The sequence below is a fragment of the Streptomyces phyllanthi genome (assembly GCF_009377205.1).
In the GTDB taxonomy this organism is placed as follows: domain Bacteria; phylum Actinomycetota; class Actinomycetes; order Streptomycetales; family Streptomycetaceae; genus Streptomyces; species Streptomyces phyllanthi.
Genome location: NZ_VJZE01000294.1, coordinates 1 through 11,505 on the forward strand (window position 1 = coordinate 1; position 11,505 = coordinate 11,505).

Annotated in this window: 14 protein-coding genes and 1 tRNA gene; 11 read left to right on the forward strand and 4 right to left on the reverse strand. The window is 72.2% G+C overall.

The window, feature by feature from the left end; translation table 11 throughout:
* The first annotated feature begins 48 nt into the window (after positions 1–48).
* From FNH04_RS30840 to FNH04_RS30855, 4 genes are read left to right on the forward strand one after another with little or no spacing between them, the layout of a single operon-like run.
* The gene (locus tag FNH04_RS30840) at positions 49–483 is read left to right on the forward strand and encodes a roadblock/LC7 domain-containing protein (protein ID WP_152789067.1); all 435 of its coding nucleotides are present in this window, start codon (positions 49–51) and stop codon (positions 481–483) included.
* Positions 484–485: 2 nt separating this feature from the next.
* The gene (locus FNH04_RS30845) at positions 486–854 is read left to right on the forward strand and encodes a DUF742 domain-containing protein (protein ID WP_322724329.1); all 369 of its coding nucleotides are present in this window, start codon (positions 486–488) and stop codon (positions 852–854) included.
* Positions 832–1,431 carry a GTP-binding protein gene (locus tag FNH04_RS30850; RefSeq protein WP_152789069.1) on the forward strand — a complete coding sequence of 200 codons (600 nt, stop codon included), beginning with the start codon at positions 832–834 and terminating at the stop codon, positions 1,429–1,431. The genes FNH04_RS30845 and FNH04_RS30850 overlap by 23 nt, the downstream gene beginning before the upstream one ends.
* Before the next feature lie 28 nt (positions 1,432–1,459).
* The gene (locus FNH04_RS30855) at positions 1,460–2,023 is read left to right on the forward strand and encodes a GAF domain-containing protein (RefSeq protein ID WP_152789070.1); all 564 of its coding nucleotides are present in this window, start codon (positions 1,460–1,462) and stop codon (positions 2,021–2,023) included.
* Positions 2,024–2,070: 47 nt separating this feature from the next.
* Here FNH04_RS30855 and FNH04_RS30860 read toward each other — a convergent pair whose 3' ends face one another.
* Complete coding sequence (locus tag FNH04_RS30860; protein WP_152789071.1) at positions 2,071–3,963, reverse strand: DUF2264 domain-containing protein; 1,893 nt, start codon at positions 3,961–3,963, stop codon at positions 2,071–2,073.
* Positions 3,964–4,236: 273 nt separating this feature from the next.
* Between FNH04_RS30860 and tdh the strand changes: the two genes are divergently transcribed.
* The 7 genes from tdh to FNH04_RS30895 all read left to right on the forward strand — a co-directional run bounded on the left by tdh (position 4,237) and on the right by FNH04_RS30895 (position 9,445).
* Positions 4,237–5,265 carry an L-threonine 3-dehydrogenase gene (tdh, locus tag FNH04_RS30865; RefSeq protein WP_322724320.1) on the forward strand — a complete coding sequence of 343 codons (1,029 nt, stop codon included), beginning with the start codon at positions 4,237–4,239 and terminating at the stop codon, positions 5,263–5,265.
* Between the two features lie 175 nt (positions 5,266–5,440).
* On the forward strand, positions 5,441–6,634 hold the full coding sequence (locus FNH04_RS30870) for a glycine C-acetyltransferase (RefSeq protein ID WP_152789078.1): 1,194 nt from the start codon (positions 5,441–5,443) through the stop codon (positions 6,632–6,634).
* A gap of 61 nt (positions 6,635–6,695) precedes the next feature.
* Positions 6,696–7,601, forward strand: a complete 906-nt coding sequence (locus FNH04_RS30875; protein WP_322724322.1) for a LysR family transcriptional regulator — start codon at positions 6,696–6,698, stop codon at positions 7,599–7,601.
* A gap of 57 nt (positions 7,602–7,658) precedes the next feature.
* The gene (locus tag FNH04_RS30880) at positions 7,659–8,237 is read left to right on the forward strand and encodes a helix-turn-helix domain-containing protein (protein WP_152789073.1); all 579 of its coding nucleotides are present in this window, start codon (positions 7,659–7,661) and stop codon (positions 8,235–8,237) included.
* Positions 8,234–8,770 (forward strand): GNAT family N-acetyltransferase, encoded by a 537-nt coding sequence (locus FNH04_RS30885; protein ID WP_322724324.1) that lies wholly within the window; start codon positions 8,234–8,236, stop codon positions 8,768–8,770. Before FNH04_RS30880 ends, FNH04_RS30885 begins: the two co-directional genes overlap by 4 nt.
* Positions 8,771–8,866: 96 nt before the next feature.
* Positions 8,867–9,226 carry an MmcQ/YjbR family DNA-binding protein gene (locus FNH04_RS30890; RefSeq protein ID WP_152789074.1) on the forward strand — a complete coding sequence of 120 codons (360 nt, stop codon included), beginning with the start codon at positions 8,867–8,869 and terminating at the stop codon, positions 9,224–9,226.
* A gap of 145 nt (positions 9,227–9,371) precedes the next feature.
* A tRNA-Pro gene (locus FNH04_RS30895) sits at positions 9,372–9,445 on the forward strand.
* 86 nt (positions 9,446–9,531) lie between these two features.
* On the opposite strand, the gene FNH04_RS30900 is transcribed toward FNH04_RS30895, so the two are convergent.
* The 3 genes from FNH04_RS30900 to FNH04_RS30910 all read right to left on the reverse strand — a co-directional run bounded on the left by FNH04_RS30900 (position 9,532) and on the right by FNH04_RS30910 (position 11,474).
* Positions 9,532–10,041, reverse strand: a complete 510-nt coding sequence (locus FNH04_RS30900; RefSeq protein ID WP_322724327.1) for a GMC family oxidoreductase — start codon at positions 10,039–10,041, stop codon at positions 9,532–9,534.
* Between the two features lie 128 nt (positions 10,042–10,169).
* Positions 10,170–10,619 (reverse strand): MoaF N-terminal domain-containing protein, encoded by a 450-nt coding sequence (locus FNH04_RS30905; RefSeq protein WP_152789076.1) that lies wholly within the window; start codon positions 10,617–10,619, stop codon positions 10,170–10,172.
* A gap of 30 nt (positions 10,620–10,649) precedes the next feature.
* On the reverse strand, positions 10,650–11,474 hold the full coding sequence (locus FNH04_RS30910) for an SDR family NAD(P)-dependent oxidoreductase (protein ID WP_152789077.1): 825 nt from the start codon (positions 11,472–11,474) through the stop codon (positions 10,650–10,652).
* Positions 11,475–11,505 lie beyond the last annotated feature (31 nt).

The window sequence follows — 11,505 nt, forward strand, 5'->3', positions numbered from 1 at the left end:
ACCCCCTCCGCTCCCGCAGACCTTCGTACCCCAAGGAGTCGATCCACCATGGCGAGCGATGCGCCCACCGGCCAGGTATCCGATCTCGACTGGCTGATGAGCGGCCTCGTGCAGCGCGTACCGCACACCATGAGCGCGGTGCTGCTCTCCTGCGACGGGCTCGTGAAGTCGGTCCACGGCCTCGACCCGGACAGCGCCGACCACATGGCCGCGCTGGCCTCCGGCCTCTACTCCCTCGGCCGCAGCGCGGGCGTCCGCTTCGGCGACGGCGGCGACGTACGCCAGGTCGTCGTCGAACTCGACTCCACCCTGCTGTTCGTCTCCACCGCCGGGTCCGGCACCTGTCTCGCCGTCCTCGCCGGACGCGCCGCCGACGCCGCGGTGCTCGGCTACGAGATGGCGATGCTCGTCAAGAGCGTCCGCCCGTACCTGGTGACGGCGCCCCGGCAGCCCACCGGCGAACGCTCGGCGCTGAGGCCTTGAGCGTGGCCGCGGCCGGCGACGGGCCCTGGCTCGACGACGCGGCCGGGCGGCTCGTGCGCCCCTACACGGTCAGCAACGGCCGGACCCGGCCCACCACGGCGCTCGACCTCCTGTCGCAGGTGAGGGCCACGGGAACCACCCCCCTGGGCTATCTGGGGCCCGAGCACACCCAGGCACTGGAGCTGTGCCGGGCCCCGGTGTCGGTCGCCGAGGTCGCCGCGCACCTCAGGCTGCCGGCCGCGGTCACCAAGGTGCTCCTGTCCGACCTCGTCGACTGCGGGGCCCTCACCACGAGGCCCCCGGCCTTCCACCACCCCACAGACCGGTCTCTTCTGGAGGCAGTGCTCGATGGACTACGACGACAGCTCTGATCCCTTCCCCAACGCGCTCAAGATCCTGGTGGCGGGCGGTTTCGGAGTCGGCAAGACGACCTTCGTCGGTGCGGTGAGCGAGATCGCGCCGCTCAGCACGGAGGAACTGCTCACCACGGTCGGCGCCGCGACCGACAGCCTCGACGGGATCGAGAACAAGGTCGAGACGACCGTGGCCATGGACTTCGGCCGCATCACCCTCGACGCCGACCATGTGCTCTACCTGTTCGGCACCCCCGGCCAGCAGCGGTTCTGGTTCATGTGGGACGAGCTCTGCGAAGGAGCACTCGGCGCGGTGATCATCGCCGACACGCGCCGCCTGGAGGACTGTTTCGCCGCCGTCGACTTCTTCGAACAGCGCGGCCTCCCCTTCATCGTCGCGGTCAACGAGTTCGACGGCTCCTTCCGCTACGACACGGACGAGGTGCGTGCTGCCATCGACCTCGATCCCGAGGTCCCGGTGGTGTGCTGCGACGCCCGAATCTCCAGCTCCGGAGTGCAGACCCTGCTCACCCTGGTCCGCCACCTCCTCGCCCACACCCCCGCGCACACTCCGAGCCACGGAGCCCACACATGACGGGCCACACGAGCCGTGGAGCGGGGTCATGAGCTACGACCCGCCGCGTCCGGCAGGCCGACCGCTGCTCACCCCGGAGGACCGGGACGCCCCCGCGCGCGTACGACGGCTGCGCCTGCTGGGCCTCGGCGCCCACGGGGAACCCGGCTTCGACGACTTCGCGCGCCGGCTCGCGGAGATCGCCTCGACGCCGTACGCGATGGTCACCTTCGTCGACGAGCACCGGCAGTTCTTCGCCGGGCTGCGCACGCCCGACGGCATCCTCGTGCCGACGGAGGGCGGAGCGACCGCGGTGGCCCGCCACATGCCCCGCGAGTACGGCTTCTGCCCCCATGTGGTGGTCCGACGCAGGGCGTTGGTCCTCGAGGACGTGCGCGACTACCCGCGGTTCGCCGGAAACCCGGTCGTGGACGAGATCGGCATCCGCTCCTACCTGGGCGCCCCCCTCATCGACCGCACGGGCATCGCGCTGGGCACGGTCTGCGTCGCCGATGTCACGCCGCGCCCGTGGGGAAGGGCCGGGCTGGAGACCATCAAGGCGCTGGCGGCCGAACTCGCCGAGCAGATCGAACGGCGGGAGGCCCTCCCGTAGCCCCCGCCGTCACGCCCTGTTGACATCCTGGCCGCCGTGCGACGTGGTCACGCCGCGAGGAGGCGTACGAGGACCGTGTCCCCTTCGGGGAACGTGATCCGCACCTCGTCGTCCTCCACCGCGCACCGCACCGACTCGCGCAGGGCCTGCGGATGCACGGTGTCCCGGGTGAGCGCGAGCAGCGTGACGAAGACCCCGCTCCCGCTCGGCAATCCGGCCGCGCATCGCAGATACGGGGTCGCCGAGTGCGGGCCGAACGCGTTGGCCTCCACCTCGCGCGCGATGCCCGTGTCCGCGTCCCAGCCGTGGAGTGCGACGACCGCGCTGGTCAGCCCGTGCGCGGTGCGTACCATCGCCCAGCCCGTCCCCCGCTCTGCCGAGGGCCGGTTGCGGGCCGCGACCGCGTACCCGCCCTCACGGACCGACGCGCCGGCCGGGGCGCCGACCCGGTGCACCCGGATCTCCCACGGCCCCCGCAGCACGCTCGTCGTCTCGACCGGGAACTCCTGGTCACTGCCCGGCAGCCGGGCGTCGTACCGGGACGCCGCCATCCGTCCGGAGCACCGCAGGGGGCGTATCCGGCGCCGGCGGGACGGGGTGCCGTCCGGAGCGAGGAGCGCCAGATGGCCGTCCACGTTGCGCTCCCGGGCGTGCGTCCCCGTCTCGGGCGCGGTCGCCGTCGAATAGCCGAGCCGCGAGGAGAGCGGGTCGTCGTCGGCCGGGTCCCGCGGCGAACTGCCGTGATTGACCAGCCGTACGATCCCGTCGTGCCGGGTGCCGTGCAGCAGCCAGCCCGGTGCCGGGAGCGCCGTGTACTGGTCGGACTCCTCGACGGGCAGCCGCTGTTCGCGCGCCGTCCACACCGGGTGGTCCGGCGGCAGCAGCAGCCCGAGAAAGGCGGTGGCCGCCCAGTACGGCGAACCCGGGCCCGAGGACGCGGCGGTCGCGGGCAGGAACGTGCCGTACCAGCCGAGCGGCAGCAGCCCGCGTTCGTCGGGCACACCCCGCTCCACGAAATGCCGTACGGCGCCCGAGGCGAGACGCCGGGTCAGTCCCGGAGTCAGCGGGGTGCAGCCCGCCAGCGCGCCCAGCCACACGGGGGCGGTCGCGGCGAAGCGGTACGTCAGGGAGCGGCCGTGGTGGACGGGGGCGCCGTCCGCGCCGAAGAACCGCGGGTAGGAGGCGAGGAACTGGGCCAGGCGCTCACGGTAGACCGGGCCGCGCCCACCGTCGTCGCCGCCCGTCATACGGGACCACAGCAGGCAGTACAGGTGCAGGGACCAGGCGTTGTGGTAGTCGAACGTACGGCCGTCGCCGTCGCTGTACCAGCCGTCGCCGGCGTACCAGTCCTCGACGCGGTCGAGACCCGCCTCGATGTCCTCCTGCCGGTACGGTGCCCCGACCGAGGCCAGGAACTGCTCGGCGACCACCTGGCAGAGACGTGCGTGGTCGTCCGTCGTACGGCGGCCCACGAAGCCCCATAACCAGTCCACGATCTGCTCCTGCACCTCGGGGGCCAGCCGCTCCCAGATCCACGGGCGGGTCTCGTGCAGCCCGAGCGCGATCGCGGCGGCCTCCGCCATCTGCGGCGAGCAGTCGGTGAGTTCGGGCCAGGGCTCGCCGCTGTGACGGTCCGTGCCCGTTGTCAGACCCCGCACGTAACGTTCTGTGAGGTGGGTGTCGACGGCCCCGCCGGCTCCCGCGATCCGGAAGGAGGCCAGCAGGAACGAGCGCGCGAAGCCCTCGAGCCCGTCCGCGACCACGCCCGACGCCGAACCGCGCCCGGGCAGGCGGTACTGGGCGAAGCCGGGTGTCGCGTAGGGGAACAGCGCTTCGAGTTGTCGGTCCGCCAGCACCTCCCAGTGCTCGCGAGTCCATCCGGTGAACGGGGAGAGGACACGGTCGGTGGGCGGCAGGGGAAGGTGCGGTGCGGGCAGCATGAACGGGTTTCGGCTCCTTGTCAGCGGGAGTGCCTGGTCAGGTGGGTGCTTCCCCGGAGGAATACGGCAAGTGGCGGCCAGTGGATCAATACGGTCGGCACAAGATCGACGCGGGCGGGCCGTGTGAAGGAAAGCTGCGGCCGCGCTTAAGAAAACCTCGATGGACCGGGGACGCGGTCGTGCGGCAGATTTCCTACTCGATTCCACCCCCTCCCCGGTACGGGCTTCCTTTCGCATGCCCTGCTCCGGGACCTCACACACAGGAGCCGTAGCGTGAAGGCGCTGGTCAAGGAGCAGGCGAAGCCCGGGCTGTGGCTCGTGGACGTCCCGGAGCCGGAGATCGGCCCCGGTGACGTACTGATCAAGGTCCTGAGAACCGGGATCTGCGGTACCGATCTGCATATCCGCAGCTGGGACGGCTGGGCGCGGCGATGCGTCCGTACGCCGCTGGTGCTCGGCCACGAGTTCGTCGGCGAGGTCGTCGAGGCCGGACGCGACGTCGTGGACATCAAGGCCGGCGACCGGGTCGGCGGCGAGGGCCATCTGGTCTGCGGCAAGTGCCGCAACTGCCTGGCCGGACGCCGCCATCTGTGCCGTGCCACGGTCGGGCTGGGGGTGGGCCGCGACGGCGCCTTCGCCGAGTACGTGGCCCTGCCCGCGTCCAACGTGTGGGTCCACCGGCTGCCGGTGGACCTCGATGTGGCGGCGATCTTCGACCCGTTCGGCAACGCCGTGCACACCGCCCTCTCCTTCCCGCTCGTCGGCGAGGACGTGCTGATCACGGGCGCCGGCCCGATCGGGCTGATGGCCGCCGCCGTGGCCCGGCACGCGGGTGCCCGCAACGTCGTCGTCACGGACGTGAGCGACGAGCGGCTCGAGCTCGCCCGCAAGGTCGGCGCCGACCTCGCGCTGAACGTCTCGGACGGCGAGATAGCCGACGGGCAGCGCGAGTTGGGGCTGCGTGAGGGCTTCGACATCGGGCTGGAGATGTCCGGCCGCCCCGAGGCGCTGCGCGACATGATCGCCAACATGACCCACGGCGGCCGCATCGCGATGCTCGGCCTGCCCGCCGAGGAGTTCCCGGTCGACTGGGCCCGGATCGTCACCTCCATGATCACGATCAAGGGCATCTACGGCCGCGAGATGTTCGAGACCTGGTACGCGATGTCGGTCCTGCTCGAAGGCGGCCTCGACCTCGCTCCCGTGATCACCGGCCGATACGGCTACCGCGACTTCGAGGAGGCGTTCGCGGACGCGGCGAGCGGGCGGGGAGGGAAGGTGATCCTCGACTGGACGCGATGAGCGGCGCGGCGGTCCTCGCCTCGGCCTGATGAGCCGCGCGGCGGCGGCCCGCGGCCGTTCTCGACCGGGCCTGATGAGCGGAGCTCGGCGGCGAGCCAGAGGCCGTCCCCGACCGGACCTGATGAGCGGAGCAAGGCCGTCCCGGCCGGCTCCGACGACACGACAAGGACTGATGATGTTCGACTCCGTACGCGACGACCTGCGCGTCACCCTCGACGAGATCCGCGCCGCGGGACTGCACAAGCCCGAGCGCGTCATCGGCACCCCGCAGTCGGCGACCGTGAACGTCACCGCGGGCGGTCGCCCCGGCGAGGTGCTCAACTTCTGCGCGAACAACTACCTCGGCCTCGCCGACCACCCGGAGGTCGTCGCCGCGGCCCACCAGGCCCTCGACCGCTGGGGCTACGGCATGGCCTCCGTCCGCTTCATCTGCGGTACGCAGGAGGTGCACAAGGAACTGGAGGCACGGCTGTCGGCGTTCCTCGGCCAGGAGGACACGATCCTGTACTCCTCCTGCTTCGACGCCAACGGCGGTGTCTTCGAGACCCTGCTCGGCCCCGAGGACGCGGTGATCTCCGACGCCCTCAACCATGCCTCGATCATCGACGGCATCCGGCTCTCCAAGGCCCGCCGCTTCCGCTACGCCAACCGCGACCTGGCCGATCTGGAACGGCAGTTGAAAGAGGCGACGGAGACCGGCGCCCGACGCAAGCTGATCGTCACCGACGGCGTGTTCTCCATGGACGGCCATGTGGCACCCCTGCGCGAGATCTGCGACCTCGCCGACCGTCACGACGCCATGGTCATGGTCGACGACTCGCACGCCGTCGGCTTCGTGGGCCCCGGCGGCCGCGGCACCCCCGAGCTGCACGGTGTCATGGACCGCGTCGACATCATCACGGGCACCCTCGGCAAGGCGCTCGGCGGAGCCTCCGGCGGTTACGTCGCCGCCCGCGCCGAGATCGTCGCCCTGCTGCGCCAGCGCTCCCGGCCGTACCTCTTCTCGAACACTCTTGCCCCGGTGATCGCCGCCGCCTCACTGACCGTGCTCGACCTGCTGGAGTCGGCGGACGACCTGCGCGTCCGCCTCGCCGAGAACACCGCCCTGTTCCGGCACCGGATGGCCGAGGAGGGCTTCGAGATCCTCCCCGGGGACCACCCGATCGCGCCCGTGATGATCGGCGACGCGGCGGTGGCCGGTCGCCTTGCCGAGCTGCTCCTGGAGCGCGGTGTCTATGTGATCGGCTTCTCGTACCCGGTGGTCCCGCAGGGCCAGGCCCGCATCCGGGTTCAGCTCTCCGCCGCGCACTCGACGGAGGACGTGCACCACGCGGTGGACGCCTTCGTGGCGGCACGGGCGGAGCTGTAGGGCTGAGCCGACGCTGGAGGGCCGAGAAGGGTGAAACCAGGCATTTGAGAGAATCGCTCGCGTGATCGAAGCGCGGCGGCTCCATATCCTCCGTGCGGTGGCCGACCACCGCACCGTGACGGCGGCTGCCGCCGCGCTGTACCTCACCCCGTCCGCCGTCTCCCAGCAGCTGACCGCCCTGGAACAGGAGACCGGTCACCGGCTGGTCGAGCGCGGTGCCAAGGGCGTACGGCTGACGCCCGCCGGCGAGATCCTGCTCGGCCACACCCACGCGGTACTCGCCCAGCTCGAGCGCGCCGAGGCCGAGTTGGCGGCGTACGGCTCCGGCTCGGCCGGTACGGTCACCGTCGCCTCCTTCGCGACCGGCATCGTCCTCGTCGTCGCCCCGGCGGTGACCCGGCTGGCCGCCACGGCCCCCGGTATCCGCGTCCGGGTCCAGGACGCCGAGGGCGACGCCAGCCTGCCGATGGTGCTGGACCGGCAGACCGACATCGCGGTCGCCGTCGAGTACCGGGGCGCGCCGGACGCGGACGACCCGCGCCTCACCCATGTCCCGCTGTACGCCGAGCCCTTCGACGCCGTCGTGCCGGTCACGCACCGCCTGGCCGAGGCCGCGGAGGTCCCGCTCGCGGACCTGGCCAAGGACCCGTGGATCGGTCCCTACCCCGGCAATCCCTGTCATGACGTGGTGGTCCTGGCCTGTGAGAACGCCGGGTTCCAGCCCCGGCTCGAACACTCCTCGGACGACTTCCGCGCGGTCGTCGCCCTGGCCTCCGCCGACGCGGGCGTCGCCCTCGTGCCGCGCTCGGCCCTGCGCGGTATGGACCTCACGGGAGTCGTCGTACGCCCTGTCGACGGCGCCGCCCCCACGCGCCGCGTCTTCGCCGCCGTACGCCGGGGCGCGGAGGCGCATCCGCTGATCCGCCCGGTCCTGGAGGCGCTGGCGGAGGCCTCGGCCATGGAATGAGCGGGTCATGGGCTCGCCCCTGGAGGGCCATCCCGAATCAGGGATAGCATCCCGAATATGGGAAGTGAACGTGATGTGCTGCGAGCCGTCGACGCCCGGCTCGCCCGCCGGCTGGGTGAGCTGAGAGCCGAACACGGCTGGTCCTTGGGGGAGCTGGCGGAGCGCAGCGACGTGAGCCGTTCGGCGCTGTCCCGGGCCGAGCGTGGCGAGACCAGCCCCACGGCCGCCCAGCTGAACCGTCTCTGCAACGTCTACGGGCGGACCATGTCCCAGCTCCTGAGCGAAGTCGAGTCCGAGCCCGTCACGGTCGTACGGGCGAATGAGCAGTCTGTCTGGGAGGACGGTGCCTCCGGGTTCGTACGGCGGTCCGTGTCGCCGCCATGCCCGGGGTTGCGTGGTGAACTGGTCGAGGGACGGCTCGTTGCGGGCGCCGACATCGCGTACGACCGGCCGCCGGTGCCCGGCCTGGAACAGCACATCTGGGTCCTGGACGGCACACTCCACTTCACGGCCCAGGACGTCGAGCACCACTTGGCGGCCGGGGACTGTCTGCGGCTGCGCGTGTGGGGGCCGACGCGGTTCCGGTGCCCCGGGCCGGGCGATGTGCGGTACGCGTTGGCGGTGGTGCTGCCGTGACGGCCGTCTCCCGGCTCGACGGAGCCGAAGTGGCGGCCAGTGCGGGGGAGTTGGCCGACCTGCTGGCCGACACCGTGCACGGCGGAGCCTCGATCGGCTTCCTCGCGCCGCTCGACCGCGCGGCGGCCCGCGCCTGGTGGCAGGGGCGCGTGACGGCTGTGTCCGCCGGTGAACTCGCCGTGTGGGCCGCACGGGACGGGAACCGGGTGGTCGGGACCGTCAGCCTCGCCTTCCCGGACAAGCCCAACAGCCGCCACCGTGCCGAACTGGTCAAACTGATGGTGCACCGTGACGCTCGCGGGCGCGGGCTCGGCCGCGAGCTGCTGGCGACCGCCGAACGCGCGGCGGCGCGGGCCGGCATCACCCTGCTGCACCTGGACACCGAGACCGACAGCCCGGCCGAGCGCTTGTACCTCGCAGCCGGCTGGACCCGGCTCGGTGCGATCCCCGACTACGCGGCGAGCCCTTCCGGCGTGCTGCGTCCGACGACGATCTACTACAAGAGCGTCGGGGTGTCGGCTCACGCCGCGTGAGCGCCACCGGTGACGGGCCGTGGCGAGGTGATTGCCTGTGCCGGGGCGAGGGCCGGTGCCCGGTGATTGTCAGTGGCGCCCGCTACGGTGCGTCTCATGCCGGATGCCGAAGACGTAAGACGTATCGCCCTCTCCCTGCCGGACACGACGGAGAAGATCGCCTGGAGCATGCCCACGTTCCGGGTCGCGGGCAAGATGTTCGCCACGCTGCCCGAGGACGAGACCTCCATCGCCGTGCGCTGTCCCAAGGAGGAGCGCGACGAACTGGTCCTGGCCGAGCCGGACAAGTTCTGGATCGCCGACCACGAGGCGGGCTTCGCCTGGGTGCGGGTCCGGCTGGCGGCCCTGGAGAACGAGACCGAGCTGCGCGACATCCTCGCCGACTCCTGGCGGCAGGCCGCCCCGTCCCGGCTGCTGGAGTCCCATCCACGGCTGGGGTTGCCGGCGACCGGCTGAGGGCGGGCGACGGCATCCGGTATCGAGCCGGGGCGCTGGACGCGGCACGTCGGCCGCGGGATAAACGAGTGCGCGACCACCGGCCCGAGTGCGGTATGGTTTCACTGCACGTCGCGCCCGGGGAAACCCCAGGTCAGACGAGCAACGGGACGTGGCGCAGCTTGGTAGCGCACTTGACTGGGGGTCAAGGGGTCGCAGGTTCAAATCCTGTCGTCCCGACTTGCGATGTAGCAGGTCAGAGGCTGTATCGGCGGATGCCGATACGGCCTCTTGATCATTTCTGGGATCCGTCGGGGACCAAGCCGTCAAGGCCGCTCACTGTGGGCCGGTGACCTGGAGGGGCAGGGCGTGCGGCGCCCGCGGTTCTCCTTCCGGGAGTGTCTCCCCACCCGCACCGCCCCGGCCAGCACGAACTCCGCGGCGCGCTCCCCGATGAGCGCCGCCGGCGCATTGGTGTTACCCGTCGTCACCAGCGGCATCACCGACACGTCCGCGACGGTCAGCCCGGCCACCCCGTGCACCCGCAGCCCCGGGTCCACCACCGCGTCCTCGTGGCGGCCCATCGCGCAGGTGCCGACCTGATGGTGGTACGTGACGACGGTCTCCCGTACGTAGTCGCGCGAGAGCTGCACCGTGGCGGCCATCGACGCCGGGTACAGCTCCCGGGCGCCCCAGCCGTCGCGCAGCGGCGGCTGCGCGCCGATGCCCCGGCACAGCTCGACAGCAGCGACGAGCGCGTCCACGTCCTCGGGGGCGCTGAGCACCCGTGGGTCGATGAGCGGAGCACGGTCCGGGTCGGCGTCGGCGATGCGCACCGTGCCGCGGCTGGCAGCAGCACCGACAGGCCGGCGTCCAGCAGGCGCCGGGCCACGACGCAGCCTGCCGTGCCGGCGCCGACCACGATGGCGTCGAACACCGCGGGGAACTCGTCAGACATCGCCACTCACCTCAGACGGGCTGCTCGTCGGGGTAGGTCGCCTTGCCGCGGGGCGATGATGACGGCGCCGCCCATCAAGTCGCGGCTGGGCGCCGGCTCGACGCCGCCGGGCGACGATCCGGTCAGCACACCAGGCGTGACAACCTGCCCCACACGCTGTCGTCCGGGTGCGGGCGCGACGACGGCGCGCAGCCGGCGGGCCGCGTCGGTGACCGTCGGACAGTGCACGCCGTGGCGCGCCCCGACCGCCTCGTACCGGTCGGTGCCCTGCCGGCCGTCCCCGTCCCGCCAGAACAGCTCCTGCCCGGTGCGGAAGTCGAGGTGCGGCGCCCCGCCATCGGCCTGGGCGATCGAGAGCGATGTGCCGGCCGGCGCCTCGGTACGGGGCAGCCGGTTGCCGTCGACGCCGGCCGCGAAGTCGTCCCCCGCCTGCCACCCGGACGGCACTGCGGTCATATCGGCCTGTCGGTCACGCGCGCTCGCTCCTCACTCCGCGAAGGCCAGCGTGGGCAGGTCCACACACGTGGCACCGCAGTCGGCCACGACCACGGCACCCGTCATCACCGACGCCTCGGGCGAGGCGAGGAACGCCACCAGGCCGGCGATCTCCTCGGGCTCGGCCGGGCGGCGCAGCGGCACATCCTTCGTCACCAGTCGGTAGGCGTCCTCGCGGTCGATGCCGTACCGGGCCCCCAGATGCTCCATCTGCTCGTCAGCCATGGGCGTGCGCACCCAGCCGGGGCACACCGCGTTCACCCGTACTCCCCGGTGGCCGTAGTCGCGGGCGACCGAGCGCACCAGCCCGATCAGGGCGTGCTTCGTCGTCACGTACCCGACCACGCCGGGGCCGGCGAACAGGCCGGCGATCGAGGACACCACCACCGCGTTGCCCCCGCCGGCCATCAGGTGCGGCAGCGCCTCCCGCAGGGTGACGAACGCACTGTCCAGGTTGGCGTTCATGCTGTAGCGCCAGGCGTCGTCGTCGGTGTCGGCGGCGGCTCCCGGACGGTGGCCGCCCGCGCCGGCCACGACCACGTCGAGCCGGCCGTACGCTTCCACGGCGGAGTCGATCACCCGGCGCATGTCCTGCTTGACGGCTGCGTCGCCCGCCACCACCAGGGCCCTGTCCCCGAGCGGCTCCGCGACCTTCCGCAACGGCCCCTCCCGCCGTCCGCTGAGCACGACGCGGGCGCCCTCGGCGACCAGGCGCCGGCAGACGGCCGCGCCGATCCCGGTACCGGCGCCGGTCACCAGCGCGACGGCGTCGGTGAAACGGGCGGCATTGCCCGGGTGGGGGGTGGCTCCGGACATCGGTCCTCCTGGTCGGCGAGCGGCCCGGCGG